Genomic DNA, 14,189 nt, shown 5'->3' with positions numbered 1-14,189 from the left:
GGGATGGTCCTTATTCTTTCGTCGTAAAGCTGCGTTACACCGGCCCGTCCGTCAACTCGCGTGCGATGATCCGGGTGATCGGGTTGACCTGCTCTGCCGTCATGCCGGGGCGCAGACGCTTGTCATAGAGCATCTTGAGCAGGAGTTCGTCGTGTTTGGTCAGCAAAGCGAATTCGTCGTCATCGTTAAAGATCGACGGGCGCGCGGCGGGGCTGTCATTGGCCAGACCCAAGCCTTGGGCCAGTTCTTCGTGGATGCACGACAGCCGCAGCAACCCGGGGTTTTCCGAGCGGATCACCGCCACGGCGGCGGTATAGACATTCGGGTTGTCGCCTGCGGCATAGGCGGCCACGGCGCAATAGGTGTCGCGGCGCATGTTGCGCATCGCACGGAGCGACGATGGGCTAACGCCTGCGACCTTTTCCGCAGCATGGGTCAAAGCATCGACCCGGTCATCTTCAGAAGCCACAACCACTATGAAATTAGGCGTGCCTGTCGTTGAAATCGGATGCCCGGTAACTCGGGCAAGGCGTCGCGCGAAAGCCTTGATGTTGGTGGTGTCAGAGCGGCGTTGCGACGGGGGGATGCTATCACCAAAGATGATCTGCATGTGTACAGGCCCTTCCCAGCGGCGCAGGGGGCTGGCCCCACCGTGGCCGGAAAAATTGCCGTCATATTCGTTATAAAGGGCGATCTGCTCAAAGTTGCGGACCAGCATTTCGCTGGTAAAGGGCGTGTCATCACCGCCGCCGTCTTGGCGCAGCAAATCCTGGCTCAACTGCGCCTTCTCGACCTGATGCAAATAGCTGCGCAGCATGGCGCTTTTTTGCGAAGTGGGTTTGGCCACCACAGCCGGAGAGGGGGGCTTTGCCGCAGGGCGGGCCTGCGGCTTGGCGACCTGTTGCAAGACGGGCGCGGGTTCGGCGCAGGCCAGCAATAGCATGCTCAGCGCCAGCGCTCCCCCGGCGCGCAGTTTTCTGCGCAGACGTTCTTGCATTACCTGTTCCCTCACGTCGGTCTTAGCTTGGCACCGCGTTGCCTGTGGTGTCGCCCAAGCCCGTTTCGCGGGCCTTGGCGGCGGCCAATGTGTCGCGCAGACGGCCTTCCATTTCCTGCAACTCCTTCTCGGCATTGGCGCGTTTTGCCTTGCCTTCATCGGCGATCTGCAGGGATTCTTCGATGGTGCCGATCAGGTCTTCGTTGGCCTGTTTCACTGCTTCGATGTCGAAGACGCCGCGCTCCATTTCCTGACGGATCACCTTGTTGCTGTCACGCAGGTTCTTGGCGTTGGAGGTGAGCAATTCGTTGGTCAGGTCATTCGCCTCGCGCACCGCATTGGCCGCGTCACCGCTGCGCTGGATGGTGACGGCTTGGGCCAGTTGCGTTTCCCACAGCGGCACGGTGTTCACCAAGGTCGAGTTGATCTTGGTCACGAGGCTTTTGTCGTTCTCCTGCACCAGACGGATCGAAGGCAGGGATTGCATGGTGACCTGACGTGTCAGTTTCAGATCATGTACCCGACGCTCCAGATCATCGCGGGCGGCACGCAGATCACGAAGTTCCTGCGCCCGCATCACCTGATCGTCTTCGTTCGCTTTATCCAGCGCGGTCTGTTTGGCGGGGATGGTCTTGTGATCCAACTCTTCGATCTTGGCCTCACCGGCCGAGATATAGAGCGCCAGTTCGTCGTAGAATTGCAGCGTCTTTTCATAAAGCAGGTCGAGCGATTTGATATCTTTCAACAGCGTATGCTCATGCGCCAGCAGGTTGTCGGTGATCCGGTCGATCTGGCCTTGTACCTCTTCGAAACGCGCGGTGAATTTGGCGAATGGGGTGGCGCGGCCCAGCAGTTTTTCCCACCAGCTTTGCTTGCGCCGCACGTCCAGCTCAGAGACCGAGAAACCGCGGATCGCGCTGACCATGGTGCGCAGACTATCGCCCGCGGGCCCGACATCCTTGTTGCGCACATCGGCCAGCATGGATTGGCTGATCTCTTGCAGCTCGGCCTGCGCGGCAGAGCCGAAGCTGACGATGGACTGTGTATCGGTCACGTCGATCTCGCCCATACGCTTTTGGATTTCCGCGCTCTGCGCGGCATCGGCTTTGGCCAATGGCACGATGGCATTGGCATCCGCCGGTTCGGGCAAAACGGTTGCGTTCACTTCTTCCACCAACCCTTGCGATTGGGCAGCTTTTTCACGGAGGGCATCGGTCATCACTGATCTTCCTTGGTATTTGCAGGGGCGGGCTGTTCCAGTCGGACCCCCTCGCGGGAGAGGCGTTCACGCAGCACGTCGATTTCCACGTTCAGATCGCTGCGGTCGTCCAGCAGGGACTTCGCTGTGCGGGCGGCAAAGTTCTGATCCAGATCGTCGAGCAAAGCGAGGTAGTCGTCGCGGGCTTGCGCGTCTTGATTGCGGGCATAGAGGTCGGCGAATTTCACCGTCGCATCATGCGCGCCGCGCAGATAGACGACAAGGTATTTGCGGGCGGCGGTCAGGTCGCGGGGGTCTTCTTCGACGGTGCGGATCAAATGGCGGGCGGTTTCTTGGAACTCGGCCAGCCGTGCTTCGGCCCGTCGGTCGCCTGCACGCAAGATCGCTTGGCTCATGCCCGAGAGCAGCTTTTCGGCCTCATCCACCACGCGGGCAACGCGGTCTTGCTGGAAGGTGTCGATCCCCTCCATGCCTTTGTTCTGCAAGGGATCAATGCCAAATGCCGCAAGGTGCAGGGCGGTGGCCGCGACGCCGTAGAGCAGGGCTGCGATAAGGCTCGGGTCATTGCTGTAAGCGGCAAGGGCCGCGCCAGCGCCCGCCAATACTGCGGCCAGAATTTTGCGCGGCAGGACCGGGCGGCGGGCAACTTTGCGTTCGTGGTATTCCGCCTCGGCCAGCAGTCCGTCGCGCAGTAGCCAGACGCCCGAGGCCAATAAAAACGCCCCGCCAAGGCCAAGGACCAGCGTGCCCGCGCCACCGATAAGCGAGGTTCCAGCCAGCAGGACCGGGGGCAGGAACATCAGGTTCACCCGCCCGCCCACAGGATCGACCCGCAGGCGGCGGGTCTTGCGCGGTGTGCTGCCGGGGGTGGCGTCCGTGTCGGGGCTATATTTTCCGCCAAAGCGCTGCGCCATGGATCAAAGCCCCCCGAGAAAACCGCTGGTCAGCCCAAGCAGCAAAACCAGCAACGCCCCAAAGGCGATTTTCTGAAAGGTCGTTGGCGCCATCATGTTTCCCCTCTCGCCGCCCCAGATCGGGCGCAGCGCCGTGCCGGCACTGTCAGCCGCGCGCCCCAAGAGCGAGGCCGCGCCGAGGATGATAACCACGAGCGCGGCCAAGGCCACCAAAAACATCACTATTCGCAACATATTGCCCTTTTCTGCCAGCGGTTTCGCGCTGATCTTGCCTGCCGTTCTCTATTCAACGCACGCAGGTCGGCAGCGTTCCGGAAACGCGCAGGGCAACTTGGGGCAGCGCCGGTCAGCGGCGGGGTTTTGGCCCCCGGCCACCGGGCTTTGGCCCCGGTTTACCGTCCGGTTTCGCATTGGGGCGCCCTGCGGGACGCGCCCCCGGTTTGCCGCTGGGTTTACCACTGGGCCTGCCTTGGGCAGCCTTGCCACGCGGTGCGTTCTTCGCCTTGCCGCCACCACGGCGGGGCGGCGGTTCGTCATCTTCGCCGGGTTGTACGGGCAGACCGGGCTGGCCCGCGCCCCCGAAACCGCCGGGTTTGCGGCGTGGCGGGCGGCGCAGACCCGTGGGCTTTTTCACAGCGGTGCCGCTGGGGTCTTCCAACTCGAACCCCAATTGATCGCGCACGACCTTGCGACGCAGTTCTTCCACTTCACCGATCTTCAGCTCGCCCAATTGGAACGGGCCGTAAGAGATGCGGATCAGTCGGTTCACAGTCAGGCCCACGGCCTCCATCGCGCGCCGAATCTCGCGGTTGCGGCCTTCGCGTAGGCCGATGGTCAGCCAAGCATTCGCGCCTTGCTGGCGGTCCAGCGTCACGTCCATCGGCTGGAAATTTTCGCCCTCCACGGTGATGCCGCGGCGCAGAGGCTCCAGCATTTCATCCGTGGGGCGGCCATTCACCCGCGCGCGGTAGCGGCGCAGCCAGCCGGTGCTGGGCAGTTCCAGTTTGCGTTTCACACCGCCATCGTTGGTCAGCAGCAAAAGCCCTTCGGAATTGAGGTCAAGCCGGCCTACGGTCATCACGCGGGGCATGTCCTCGGGCAGGGCATCAAAGATCGTCTCGCGGCCCTTTTCGTCAGAGTTTGTCGTCACCAGCCCGGTGGGCTTGTGATAAAGCCAGATGCGCGGCGGTTCAGGCGCGCCGACGGGGGTGTTGTCGACGGTGATCTTATCCTCAGGCGTGACGTTCAGCGCGGGCGAGGTGATCTGCTCTCCGTTCACGCGCACGCGGCCTGCTTCGATCATGCGCTCGGCCTCGCGGCGTGAGGCAATACCGGCGCGCGACAGCACCTTGGCGATACGGTCGCCCTTGGATGTGCTGGCGTCAGCATCGGTGTCGGTGTTTTGCGGGCCGGAGCCGGAGGGGGGCGTTTTTGCGTTCATACACTGCGCTTACCCTGTTTCACGGGCTTGCGAAAGGGTGGCGTTTGCGGCCATGTGACGGAATGGAGTTTCGCTCATATATGGGTCAGGCGCTGGCCGAGGCCCGCGCCGCTGCCGCGCGGGGCGAGGTGCCGGTGGGGGCGGTTGTCGTCTCACCCGAAGGGCAGATCGTCGCGACGGCAGGCAACGAAACCCGCGCGCGCAACGATCCCACCGCCCATGCCGAGATGCTGGCCCTGCGTGCGGCCTGTGCGGCTGTTGGCTCAGAACGGCTGATCGGTCACGCGCTCTACGTCACGTTGGAGCCCTGCGCGATGTGCGCCGGGGCCATTGCCGCCGCGCGGCTGGAGCGCTTGTTTTATGGTGCGGCAGACCCCAAATCAGGCGGCGTGGCGCAGGGCGCGCGGGTGTTCTCGCATCCCCAATGCCATCACGCGCCGCAGGTTTTTGACGGTATCGCCGCGCGGGACTCAGAGCAGCTTCTAACTGCATTTTTCCAAGCCAAAAGAGGGGGGTAACCCATGGCAGGCAATAGGGATTTGGCGCAATTCGTGCGGGATGCGCTCAGCGTAGGCAAAAGCCGCGTGGAGATCGCCGCAGTGTTGGGCCAAGCGGGCTGGTCGGCGCAAGAGGTCAGCGACGCATTGGAAGGCTGGGCGGATGTGCCCTTTGCCCCGCCGGTGCCACGTCCGCGCCCCGTGGTCACGGCGCGGGATTTTTTCGTCTATGCGCTGATGTTCGGGGCGCTGCTTTTTGGCGCGGGGTATCTGGTGGGGCTGCTGCATGCTTTGATCGATCACTTCATTTCCTCAGAGGGTGGCGGGGCGACCTATCGCATCCGCTGGGCCATGGCGGTGCTGATCGTGACGCTGCCGCTGTACCTGTGGCTGGCCACGCGCGAAAACAGGCGGTTGGCCGCTGATCCGGCGCTGGCGCGCTCGGCCATTCGCAGTTGGATGACCTACGTGACCCTGCTTTTCGCCGCTGCGGTCCTGTTGGGCGATCTGGTGGCGGTGATCTATGCCTTCCTCAGTGGCGATCTGACAGTGCAATTCGCGTTGAAGGCGCTGGCGGTGGCGGGAATCGCCGGGGGCATCTTTGGCTACTACCGCCGCGATGGGCGGCAGGGGGCGGCCGGGTGAACCGGCTGTTCTTTGGCGGTGCCGTGGCTGTGGTCTTGGCCGCGCTTCTTGCCGGTTTCGCCGTGGTCGGTGGGCCGAGCCATGCGCGCGCCGAAAGCCGTGACCAGACCCGTCTGGCAGACCTGCGGCACCTCGCCGATGCGCTTATTTGCGAGACTGCAGAGCAGGCTGCGTTTTCTCGCGCCTGTCGCAGCACAGAGCAGAGCCTCCACGATCCGCTGACCGGCGCCGCCTATGAGGTGACGCAAGGGGCTGAGAGCCTCGCGGTCTGCGCGACTTTTGAGGTGCCGCAAGAGAAAGCGGTCGCCTCTGGGCGGGAGCGGCTGCATTTCGACGGGGGGGTGGGATGCCTGCGCTATCGGCGCGTCCCATCTTCGCGGCAATGGGTGGTGCAGGCGCCTTAAGCGGGGGAGGGGTGCGATTGACGGGCTGCCGCTGCCCGGCGGCCTAGGTCGGTTGAAGCTGCGCTAAGCGCGCCTTACCCGGCTCCACAACGCAAAAGGCCACGCGCAAACCGCGTGGCCTTTTGAAACCGTTCAAAGCAGGCGATCTTACTTGATCTTGCCTTCTTTGTATTCCACGTGCTTGCGCGCAACGGGGTCGTACTTTTTGATGACCATCTTCTCGGTCATGGTGCGTGCGTTCTTCTTGGTCACGTAGAAATGGCCTGTGCCCGCGGACGAGTTCAGGCGGATCTTGATCGTGGTTGGCTTCGCCATGTGTCTTCTCCTGCTGCACGGCCGCGCAGGCGTGCGTGAATTCTGAATTTCGGGTTCTAGTCAGACCCGCGCCCGAGTCAACCGCTATTTGCCCGTCCGATGCCGAAAGACGCCGGTTTCGTCGAAAAACCTGCCTTTCGGACCTGAAAGGGCAGGAATATGCGCGGAAGACCTGTAAGCCGGATTTTGTACCTGTCCGAAAACAGGCGATGACCATTCCTCTGACTGCACCGTTGCCGATGCAGCTATAGCTGCCAACCCGGACCTGCTGGGGCAGAAGAGCCCCGCCTTTGACCCGAAGATCATCGGCGCGCGGTCCCTATTTGGCATTGCTCCCGGTGGGGCTTGCCGTGCCAGAGCTGTTGCCAGCCCCGCGGTGGGCTCTTACCCCACCGTTTCACCCTTACCCCTTGGGGGTTCCGGCAAGCCGGACCAAGGGGCGGTTTCATTTCTGTGGCGCTTTCCGTCGGGTTGCCCCGCCCGGGCGTTACCCGGCACCGTTTCTTCTTGGAGTCCGGACTTTCCTCTACGTCGCTTTTGCCCCGCAAAAGCGACGCCACGGATGTCACACATGCGTGTGACGGGAGTGGTCGTCGGTCATGCGACGCGAGTCGACGCAGCGGCCATCCAGCCTTCCGCGCATCCCCGCCCTAGACGCCGCCGCGTGGCGCGTCAATGGGGGCGGGCAGGGCGGCAAGGTCTGCGGGGGTGAGAGGGCCGCGCCCGTGGGGACGGAAACGCATCCGCACGGTCTCTAGCAGCGTGGCATCATCGCAGGGCGCGGTGAAGCCTGCAGCTTGCGCGGCGGCGCGGAAAGTATCGGCCGTGGCGGTCTTTGGCGCAACGCCGTCGCCCGCAGGCAGGGCCAGCCCCCGCCGCGCCAGCCGTGCCCAATCGAATCGGGGGCCGGGGTCGACCTTTCGGCCCGGTGCCATGCAGGAGTGGCCGATTATCCCGTCGGGCGGGATGCCATGACGCTCCATGATGCCGGGCAGGAGGGTTTCGAGCGCGCGCATCTGTGGTTCTGAGAAGGGGTGATCGCCGCGGTTGTCCAACTCGATCCCGATGGAGCGGGAGTTGATGTCGTCCTGACCCGCCCATTCGCCGACGCCCGCGTGCCAAGCGCGCTGATCTTCTTCAACCAATTGCAGGATGCGCCCGTTGCCACAGATCAGATAATGCGCAGAGACAGCCGCAGAGGGGTCGCAGAGACGCTCCAGCGCCGCTCGGGCGCTGGTCATGGCTGTGTGGTGGAGGACGATAAGCCGGGGCCGCAGCCCGCCGCGTCGCGGGCCGCAATTGGGCGAGGGATGCGCCGTCACGTCAGGCGCGACAGGCATCTCTCAGCCCTGCGCAGCCCGGCGGAAGGGGGTGGGATCCCAGTTGCAGGCGAAGCCATCGCCATCGGGGTCCATGCCCTCGCGGTCCTTTTCTGGGCCACCGGCCTCAAGGAAAGCAATCTGCGCTTGGTCGGCGTGGCTGTACTGCGCGCAGGCACGTTCAAACTTGCGGGCCTTGTTAAAGCCGATACGGCTATAGACCTGCTGACCGACCGATTGGTTGGATTGCAGCGCATAGGCGACGATGTTCGGGCCGACGTTCCGACGCTCTGGCAGTGCTTCGGGCTGAACCACCTGATATTGGGCGCGGTTGGCGGCCACACGGGCCGCGTCGTCTTGAATGCTGCGCTGGCCCGATACCGCGTCAAAGTTGTTCTCGTTCGAGATGCCAACGGCGTTGACCGCGGCGGGGGGCGGGTTCGACGGGCTGGCGTTCACCGGGGCGACGCCCGAGTTAGTCGCGGCATCATTGCCAAGGCCGTTGCTTGCCCCGCCCGGACGGGTCGCCGCCAGAACGCGGGCAGTTTCCGCCGCTGTCGCTTCGGGGGAGCCGTCGTCCAGAGGCTGGGCGGTCACGTCCGAGGTGAAGCTGCCGTCGCCTGCCAGCGCCGCATCGCGTGCGCGCTGCTCGGCTTCGAAATTGCTGTCGCCAAAGCCGACGCCGCGCCCGCTGTTGATGTTCCCGGAATCGGGGATCGCCGGTTGGCAGGCTGCCAAAAGACCGCCCGCCGTCATCGCTAGAAGTGTCCGTGTGATCATCTGACCCGCTCTCGCCTCTTATTCACCGCCCTGCGGCTTACCACCATTTCTCGGGCTTGGCCACAAAACCGGCCGCCTTCTCCAGCGCATAGGCGGAGGACAGCAACTCGGCCTCTTCCCACGGGCGCCCGATCAGTTGCAGACCCAGCGGCAGACCCGTGCTGCTTTGCCCCGTGGGCAGCGCCACGCCGGGCAGTCCGGCGAGGTTCACCGTCACGGTGAAGACATCGTTGAGATACATCGCCACCGGATCGGCGTCCTTCATCTCGCCCAGACCAAAGGCCGCCGAAGGTGTGGCTGGGGTCAGGATGCTGTCGATGCCTTGGGCAAAGACGTCTTCGAAGTCTTTCTTGATCAGCGTGCGCACCTTGCGGGCGCGGTTGTAGTACGCGTCGTAGAAGCCTGCGGAGAGCACATAGGTGCCGACCATCACGCGGCGCTGGACTTCGTGGCCGAAGCCCTCGGCGCGGGTTTTCTCGTACATCTCGGTAATGCCGTCGCCATGGTCGAGCTTGGCGCGGTGGCCAAAGCGCACGCCGTCATAACGCGCGAGGTTCGAGGAGGCCTCGGCGGGGGCGATGACGTAATAGGCAGGCAGGGCGTATTTCGTGTGAGGAAGCGAGATGTCGACGATCTCGGCGCCCGCGTCTTTCATCATCGCAATGCCGTCTTGCCAGAGCTTCTCGATCTCCTCGGGCATGCCATCCATGCGGTATTCGCGCGGAATGCCGATCTTCTTGCCGCGGATGTCGCCGGTCAGCGCCGCCTCGAAGTCCGGCACGGCCAGATCGGCGCTGGTGCTGTCCTTGGCGTCATGGCCGCACATCGCCTCCAGCATGATTGCGGCGTCGCGTACCGTCTTGGTCATCGGCCCGGCCTGATCGAGCGAGGAGGCGAAGGCGACGATGCCCCAACGCGAGCAGCGGCCATAGGTCGGCTTGATGCCCACAGTGCCGGTAAAGGCCGCAGGCTGGCGGATCGAGCCGCCGGTGTCGGTGCCGGTCGCGGCAAGGCAGAGGTCAGCCGCCACGGCAGCGGCGGAGCCGCCCGAGGAACCGCCCGGTGTCAGGTCCGCCGTGTCGCCCGCGCGGCGCCACGGGTTCACCGCGTTGCCGTAGACGGAGGTCTCGTTCGACGAGCCCATGGCAAACTCGTCCATGTTGAGCTTGCCCAGCATCACCGCGCCGCTGTCTTTCAGCTTTTGGCTGACGGTGCTTTCATATTCGGGCAGGAACCCTTCGAGGATGCGGCTGCCCGCTTGGCTCGGCACGCCTTTGGTGCAGAAGAGGTCTTTGATGCCGATGGGCAGGCCGCACATGGCAGGCGCATCACCCTGTTTGATGCGGGCGTCGGCCTCGGCGGCTTGCGCCATCGCGATCTCGGGGGTGCGGTGCACGAAGGCGTTCAGCGCGCCTGCGCCGTCGATGGCTTTGAGGCAGGCTTCGGTCAGGTCTTTCGAGGAGGTCTCTCCCTTGCGCAGCGCGTCGCGGGCTTCGGCAAGGCTCAGTTTGTTCAGATCGGTCATTATTCCACCACCTTCGGCACGGCAAAGAACCCTTCACGGGCATCGGGGGCATTTGCCAGCACGCGGTCCTGCTGGTCACCATCGGTGACCACGTCCTCGCGCCGTTTCAGGCGCTGCGGGGTCACGGAGGTCATCGGCTCGACGCCGTCGACATCCACCTCGGACAGCTGCTCGATAAAGCCGAGGATGTTGTTGAACTCTTCCGCCAGCGCTGGAAGCGCCTCGGGTTCAACCTTGATCCGGGCCAGTTTCGCCACGCGTGCGGCGGTGTTTTCGTCGATCGACATGAACATCTCCATCTCTTTGTGGCTCCTCTACCGTTTGGGGGCGGGCCTCGCAAGGGTTTGGGAGGGGCGAAGCGGAGCCGGGCAGCGCCAGACCGGGGGATGGCGCCTGCTTCGAAGCAGTTGGGCAATTTATGGCTGCGGCGATATTGGATGATGGCGAGATGGCGTCCGGCTTGCAGAAGCGCCCGTCCGTTGGGCCGGTCTGGCGCTGCCGGGCGGGCATGCCCCTTGATTCCGGGCTGGTGGCATGCGGAGGCGTTTACTTGATTCCGCGCTTCGGAGGGTCAAATCTGACGTAAAACCCACATCACTCAGGAGACCCCCCATGAACATCATCTGGCTCGGCCACGGCTCATTCCGCATCGAGATCGAAGACCAAGTGCTGCTGATCGACCCTTGGCTCAAAGACAACCCGATGCTGCCTGAGGAGCACCACGCCGAAGCGATCAAAGGTGCGACTCACATCCTCGTCACCCACGGCCATTTCGACCACACGGCTGACATCGCCGACATCGCCAGCCGGACCAATGCGCCGGTGGCGGGGATGGTCGAACTGATGGGCTGGCTGGAAAGCAAAGGCGTCGCACAAACCACCGGCTTTAACAAAGGCGGCACGATCCGCGCGGGCGAGGTGACGATCACCATGGTCCCGGCCTCGCATTCCTCATCCGTGGAAGGCGACAACGGGCCGATCTACACCGGGATGGAGACGGGGTTCATGATCTCGGGTGAGGGGCATACGATCTATCATTCCGGCGACACGGCGATCATGGCGGATATGGATTGGATGGGCGACTATCACGAACCCGACATCGGCATTCTCTCCGCGGGCGGGCATTTCACGATGGACATGGCCCAGGCCGCCTATGCCGCGAAACGCTATTTTAATTTCAAGACGGTTATTCCCTGCCACTACCGCACCTTCGACGCGCTGGAGCAGTCGGCGCAGGCGTTGACCGATGGCCTTCCGGGCGTTGATGTGGTGGAGCCGCAGGTGATGCAGCCGATCACCGTCTGACCAACTGCCCCGACCGCCTTGCGCGCCGAGGCGGAACGGGGGATACCTGAATGAACCACCGGGGAAATGCCATGTTTGCCAAAACGACTGCCGTGATCTTGTTACTGACGCTGGGGGCCTGCGCCCCGCTGGACCGGGCCGAGCCTACCGGCAGTGTCGGCTTTACCGGCGTGGGCGGTGACCGGCCAGTCATCTTCCCGGCGCATCTTTTGGTGTACCAGCCGCAATAGACGTAAGGCGGCTGAGATGCCCAAAGAAGGTCACTTCATCAACCGCAGCAACTGGCTGCGCGCCGCCGTTTTGGGGGCCAACGATGGGATCGTTTCCTCCGCCAGCCTGCTGGTGGGGGTGAGCGCGGCTGGCATGGCGCAGGGCAATGTCCTGCTGACCGGGCTTGCGGGGCTCACCGCCGGGGCGCTGTCAATGGCGGCAGGGGAGTATGTTTCGGTCTCTGCACAGGCGGACGTTGAGAAGGCCGATTTAGAGCGCGAGCGCGTGGCCCTGATCGAAGACCCGGATTACGAGCTGAGCGAACTTGCCGAAGGGCTGGAGAACCGCGGCGTGGAAAGTGACCTCGCCTTGGAAGTCGCAGCACAGATGACCGACCATGACGCCTTGGGCGCCCACGCACGCGAAGAGTTGGGCATGTTCGGCCTTGCCGGTCAGGCCGATCCGCTGCAGGCGGCGGGCGCCTCGGCGCTGGCCTTTGCCTTGGGCGGCGGGCTGCCCTTGCTGGCGGCTGTTCTGGCCCCTGCGGGGGCGCGTGGCCTGACGATCGCTTTGGTTGCGTTGCTGGCGCTGGTGCTGCTTGGCGCGGGCGGGGCACAATTGGGCGGTGCGCCGAAAGGTCCCGCCATCAGGCGTGTCGTTTTCTGGGGCGGTTTGGCCATGGCCGTGACCGCCGGGGTCGGCCATCTTTTCGGAGCGATTGGCTGACGCTTTGACCTGAGATGCCGCCAAAGAAAAAGGCCGACCCCTTTCAGGGCCGGCCTTCCGCATCAGATGGTTCAGCGATTATTCGCGGTTGCCGAAGAGCGACAGCAACATCATGAACATGTTGATGAAGTCCAGATAGAGGCTCAGCGCGCCCATGATCGCGGCCTTGCCCAGCCACTCGGTATCGCCGTGATGGGCGTGGGCCAGATACTCGGTCTTGATCTTCTGGGTGTCATAGGCGGTCAGACCCGCGAAGATCAGAACACCGATGGCCGAAATCGCGAACATCAGCGCCGAAGAGGCGAGGAAGATATTTACGATCGACGCGACGACCAGACCGATCACGCCCATGATCAGGAAGCTGCCCCAGCCGGAGATGTCCTTCTTGGTGGTGTAGCCCCAGAGCGACAGACCGGCAAAGGCGATCGACGTGATCAAAAAGACCTGCGCGATGGAGTACCCGGTGAAGACCAGAAAGATCGAGCTGATCGAGATGCCCATGACGGCAGCGAAGGCGTAGAACACGACCTGCGCCGTGGCCGCCGACATTTTGTTGATCATCGCGCTAAAGCCAAAGACAAAAGCGAGCGGCGCGAACATCACGACCCATTTCAGCGGCGAGGCATAGAGCGCGTAGCCCAACTGCGTCAGGTACTTATCTTGGCTAAGCTGCGCCACGGCGGCGGAGGGGTCGGAGGTAACCGACAGCCCAGAAATGGCCCAGGCCGCGGCGAAGGTGATGAGCATGCCGATCGACATGGTGCCATACACCTTGTTCATATGAGCGCGCAGACCCTCGTCGATCGCGGCGACGCGCGACCCGGCAGCAGAGCGAATTGAATTGACGTCAGCCATTTAGTGACTCCCATTGGCAAAGTTGCGTGTCGAAACTCGGCCGACACGTTCTTGGCTTTGAATATCGGGCCTGAAGGGGCGAATTTCAAGTGTCTTGCCGCCTGATATCACGGCAATAATCGCGGGTTTCGCCCCGAATTTGTCAGGGGCGCGCGCTGAGGGTCGGTAAGACCTCTATTTCGGGCGGGCGGGTCGCCCAAGGTGCGGTGATCGGCGGAAAAGCACCGATGCTTCGGCGGCGCGGCGGGGCGCGGGTAACGGTGACGTGAACCACCCGAGAGCCAGAAAAACGGCATTTGAACTATTCCGGGGGGAACCGATTGATATTCTTCGCGTTCATCCAATGGTTGCCGAGCGGGAAACCACTACAGCCAAGGATACTTGGAGATTTAACGCTCGCCGGTCGAAGAGAGAGAGGGGCAGTGCACCGCCTGAGGTTGCAGTCGAAACGGAACAGAATTTTACCGTCGCGTGAAATTTCTTTGCCGAATTCAACGCAACCGCTATGATAGGAGGTAGGACCTTCACGCAACTCCTGCGGTATTGCGTGAAGCAACGGCACACTTCGTCCTTGTTTGGAACAGAGATTGGCACGGTCGCATGTGCCCTATAAGGATTAAAGAATATGGTGCATGTGGTAGATGTACATGTGGGTAAACGTATCAGGCAGCGGCGCTGGCTGACGGGGATGACCCAACAGAAACTGGCGGAACTTGTCGGGATCAAATTCCAACAGATACAGAAATACGAAACCGGCGCGAACCGCGTCAGCGCCTCGCGGCTTTGGGATATCGCGGATGCGCTTGGCGTGCCTGTGTCTTTCTTCTTTGAAGGATTGAAAGATGAAGAGGTCGCAGATGGCCCGGCAGTGGATGGGCTGCCAGCCGATCTGATGGCCGACAAAGAGGCGATGGAGCTGGTCCGTTCTTACTATGCCATCCCCGAGAATCAGCGCCGCCGGTTGTTCGAACTGGCTCGCGTGCTGAGCGATGTGGCCTGATCCCATCCGGGTCGTCTTTCTTGGCCCCGTCTTTCAA

General features: G+C 63.1%; 18 protein-coding genes and 1 other RNA gene. 7 read left to right on the top strand and 12 right to left on the bottom strand.

Annotated elements, in window-relative coordinates; all coding sequences use genetic code 11:
- Positions 1 to 34: 34 nt before the first annotated feature.
- The 5 genes from K3758_RS12835 to K3758_RS12815 all read right to left on the bottom strand — a co-directional run bounded on the left by K3758_RS12835 (position 35) and on the right by K3758_RS12815 (position 4,571).
- Positions 35 to 997 carry a DUF2927 domain-containing protein gene (locus K3758_RS12835; protein WP_120351576.1) on the bottom strand — a complete coding sequence of 321 codons (963 nt, stop codon included), beginning with the start codon at positions 995 to 997 and terminating at the stop codon, positions 35 to 37.
- Between the two features lie 22 nt (positions 998 to 1,019).
- Positions 1,020 to 2,216 (bottom strand): toxic anion resistance protein, encoded by a 1,197-nt coding sequence (locus K3758_RS12830; RefSeq protein ID WP_259945579.1) that lies wholly within the window; start codon positions 2,214 to 2,216, stop codon positions 1,020 to 1,022.
- On the bottom strand, positions 2,216 to 3,130 hold the full coding sequence (locus K3758_RS12825) for a 5-bromo-4-chloroindolyl phosphate hydrolysis family protein (RefSeq protein ID WP_259945577.1): 915 nt from the start codon (positions 3,128 to 3,130) through the stop codon (positions 2,216 to 2,218). The genes K3758_RS12830 and K3758_RS12825 overlap by 1 nt, the downstream gene beginning before the upstream one ends.
- 3 nt (positions 3,131 to 3,133) lie before the next feature.
- The gene (locus K3758_RS12820; RefSeq protein ID WP_067627501.1) at positions 3,134 to 3,364 is read right to left on the bottom strand and encodes a hypothetical protein; all 231 of its coding nucleotides are present in this window, start codon (positions 3,362 to 3,364) and stop codon (positions 3,134 to 3,136) included.
- 112 nt (positions 3,365 to 3,476) lie between these two features.
- Positions 3,477 to 4,571, bottom strand: coding sequence for a pseudouridine synthase (locus K3758_RS12815; protein WP_259945573.1), 1,095 nt, complete (start codon positions 4,569 to 4,571; stop codon positions 3,477 to 3,479).
- A gap of 62 nt (positions 4,572 to 4,633) precedes the next feature.
- Between K3758_RS12815 and K3758_RS12810 the strand changes: the two genes are divergently transcribed.
- Genes K3758_RS12810 through K3758_RS12800 form a run of 3 tightly spaced genes read left to right on the top strand, consistent with a single transcriptional unit; the run spans position 4,634 to position 6,117 of the window.
- Positions 4,634 to 5,089, top strand: coding sequence for a nucleoside deaminase (locus tag K3758_RS12810; RefSeq protein WP_120351572.1), 456 nt, complete (start codon positions 4,634 to 4,636; stop codon positions 5,087 to 5,089).
- Positions 5,090 to 5,092: 3 nt separating this feature from the next.
- Positions 5,093 to 5,713 carry a DUF5671 domain-containing protein gene (locus tag K3758_RS12805; RefSeq protein ID WP_259945571.1) on the top strand — a complete coding sequence of 207 codons (621 nt, stop codon included), beginning with the start codon at positions 5,093 to 5,095 and terminating at the stop codon, positions 5,711 to 5,713.
- Positions 5,710 to 6,117 carry a hypothetical protein gene (locus tag K3758_RS12800; protein ID WP_259945569.1) on the top strand — a complete coding sequence of 136 codons (408 nt, stop codon included), beginning with the start codon at positions 5,710 to 5,712 and terminating at the stop codon, positions 6,115 to 6,117. The genes K3758_RS12805 and K3758_RS12800 overlap by 4 nt, the downstream gene beginning before the upstream one ends.
- Before the next feature lie 147 nt (positions 6,118 to 6,264).
- Here K3758_RS12800 and rpmG read toward each other — a convergent pair whose 3' ends face one another.
- From rpmG to gatC, 6 genes are all read right to left on the bottom strand, one after another.
- Positions 6,265 to 6,432: a 50S ribosomal protein L33 gene (gene rpmG, locus K3758_RS12795; RefSeq protein ID WP_007119221.1), complete on the bottom strand. Its 168-nt coding sequence runs from the start codon at positions 6,430 to 6,432 to the stop codon at positions 6,265 to 6,267.
- A 159-nt stretch (positions 6,433 to 6,591) separates the two neighbouring features.
- Positions 6,592 to 7,071: RNase P RNA component class A (gene rnpB / locus K3758_RS12790), an RNA gene on the bottom strand.
- A gap of 11 nt (positions 7,072 to 7,082) precedes the next feature.
- Entirely contained in the window at positions 7,083 to 7,772 is a 690-nt protein-coding gene (locus K3758_RS12785) for an N-acetylmuramoyl-L-alanine amidase (protein ID WP_259945543.1), read from the bottom strand.
- Positions 7,773 to 7,775: 3 nt separating this feature from the next.
- Positions 7,776 to 8,531, bottom strand: coding sequence for a hypothetical protein (locus K3758_RS12780; RefSeq protein ID WP_259945541.1), 756 nt, complete (start codon positions 8,529 to 8,531; stop codon positions 7,776 to 7,778).
- Positions 8,532 to 8,568: 37 nt separating this feature from the next.
- Entirely contained in the window at positions 8,569 to 10,056 is a 1,488-nt protein-coding gene (gatA, locus tag K3758_RS12775; protein ID WP_259945539.1) for an Asp-tRNA(Asn)/Glu-tRNA(Gln) amidotransferase subunit GatA, read from the bottom strand.
- Positions 10,056 to 10,343 (bottom strand): Asp-tRNA(Asn)/Glu-tRNA(Gln) amidotransferase subunit GatC, encoded by a 288-nt coding sequence (gene gatC / locus K3758_RS12770; protein WP_067627510.1) that lies wholly within the window; start codon positions 10,341 to 10,343, stop codon positions 10,056 to 10,058. The genes gatA and gatC overlap by 1 nt, the downstream gene beginning before the upstream one ends.
- Before the next feature lie 325 nt (positions 10,344 to 10,668).
- On the opposite strand from gatC, the gene K3758_RS12765 reads away from it, so the two are divergent.
- The 3 genes from K3758_RS12765 (at position 10,669) to K3758_RS12755 (ending at position 12,297) form a co-directional block, all read left to right on the top strand.
- A complete protein-coding gene (locus tag K3758_RS12765; RefSeq protein WP_259945537.1) occupies positions 10,669 to 11,361 on the top strand; it encodes a metal-dependent hydrolase in 693 nt (230 codons plus the stop codon).
- A gap of 71 nt (positions 11,362 to 11,432) precedes the next feature.
- Complete coding sequence (locus K3758_RS12760) at positions 11,433 to 11,591, top strand: hypothetical protein (protein ID WP_165935557.1); 159 nt, start codon at positions 11,433 to 11,435, stop codon at positions 11,589 to 11,591.
- A 16-nt stretch (positions 11,592 to 11,607) separates the two neighbouring features.
- Positions 11,608 to 12,297, top strand: coding sequence for a VIT family protein (locus K3758_RS12755; RefSeq protein ID WP_259945533.1), 690 nt, complete (start codon positions 11,608 to 11,610; stop codon positions 12,295 to 12,297).
- Positions 12,298 to 12,375: 78 nt separating this feature from the next.
- On the opposite strand, the gene K3758_RS12750 is transcribed toward K3758_RS12755, so the two are convergent.
- Entirely contained in the window at positions 12,376 to 13,152 is a 777-nt protein-coding gene (locus K3758_RS12750) for a Bax inhibitor-1/YccA family protein (protein ID WP_067627480.1), read from the bottom strand.
- 625 nt (positions 13,153 to 13,777) lie between these two features.
- Between K3758_RS12750 and K3758_RS12745 the strand changes: the two genes are divergently transcribed.
- A complete protein-coding gene (locus tag K3758_RS12745) occupies positions 13,778 to 14,152 on the top strand; it encodes a helix-turn-helix domain-containing protein (protein ID WP_120351565.1) in 375 nt (124 codons plus the stop codon).
- Positions 14,153 to 14,189: the final 37 nt, after the last annotated feature.

The organism is Sulfitobacter sp. W002, assembly GCF_025142135.1.
In the GTDB taxonomy this organism is placed as follows: Bacteria; Pseudomonadota; Alphaproteobacteria; order Rhodobacterales; family Rhodobacteraceae; genus Sulfitobacter; species Sulfitobacter profundi.
This window is presented reverse-complemented; position numbering and strand designations above follow the sequence as displayed.

Coding starts and splice junctions, on each gene's coding strand:
- K3758_RS12835 (WP_120351576.1), bottom strand. CDS start 997: ATGCAAGAACGTCTGCGCAGAAAACTGCGCGCCGGGGGAGCGCTGGCG.
- K3758_RS12830 (WP_259945579.1), bottom strand. CDS start 2,216: ATGACCGATGCCCTCCGTGAAAAAGCTGCCCAATCGCAAGGGTTGGTG.
- K3758_RS12825 (WP_259945577.1), bottom strand. CDS start 3,130: ATGGCGCAGCGCTTTGGCGGAAAATATAGCCCCGACACGGACGCCACC.
- K3758_RS12820 (WP_067627501.1), bottom strand. CDS start 3,364: ATGTTGCGAATAGTGATGTTTTTGGTGGCCTTGGCCGCGCTCGTGGTT.
- K3758_RS12815 (WP_259945573.1), bottom strand. CDS start 4,571: ATGAACGCAAAAACGCCCCCCTCCGGCTCCGGCCCGCAAAACACCGAC.
- K3758_RS12810 (WP_120351572.1), top strand. CDS start 4,634: ATGGAGTTTCGCTCATATATGGGTCAGGCGCTGGCCGAGGCCCGCGCC.
- K3758_RS12805 (WP_259945571.1), top strand. CDS start 5,093: ATGGCAGGCAATAGGGATTTGGCGCAATTCGTGCGGGATGCGCTCAGC.
- rpmG (WP_007119221.1), bottom strand. CDS start 6,432: ATGGCGAAGCCAACCACGATCAAGATCCGCCTGAACTCGTCCGCGGGC.
- K3758_RS12785 (WP_259945543.1), bottom strand. CDS start 7,772: ATGCCTGTCGCGCCTGACGTGACGGCGCATCCCTCGCCCAATTGCGGC.
- K3758_RS12780 (WP_259945541.1), bottom strand. CDS start 8,531: ATGATCACACGGACACTTCTAGCGATGACGGCGGGCGGTCTTTTGGCA.
- gatA (WP_259945539.1), bottom strand. CDS start 10,056: ATGACCGATCTGAACAAACTGAGCCTTGCCGAAGCCCGCGACGCGCTG.
- gatC (WP_067627510.1), bottom strand. CDS start 10,343: ATGTCGATCGACGAAAACACCGCCGCACGCGTGGCGAAACTGGCCCGG.
- K3758_RS12765 (WP_259945537.1), top strand. CDS start 10,669: ATGAACATCATCTGGCTCGGCCACGGCTCATTCCGCATCGAGATCGAA.
- K3758_RS12760 (WP_165935557.1), top strand. CDS start 11,433: ATGTTTGCCAAAACGACTGCCGTGATCTTGTTACTGACGCTGGGGGCC.
- K3758_RS12755 (WP_259945533.1), top strand. CDS start 11,608: ATGCCCAAAGAAGGTCACTTCATCAACCGCAGCAACTGGCTGCGCGCC.
- K3758_RS12750 (WP_067627480.1), bottom strand. CDS start 13,152: ATGGCTGACGTCAATTCAATTCGCTCTGCTGCCGGGTCGCGCGTCGCC.
- K3758_RS12745 (WP_120351565.1), top strand. CDS start 13,778: ATGGTGCATGTGGTAGATGTACATGTGGGTAAACGTATCAGGCAGCGG.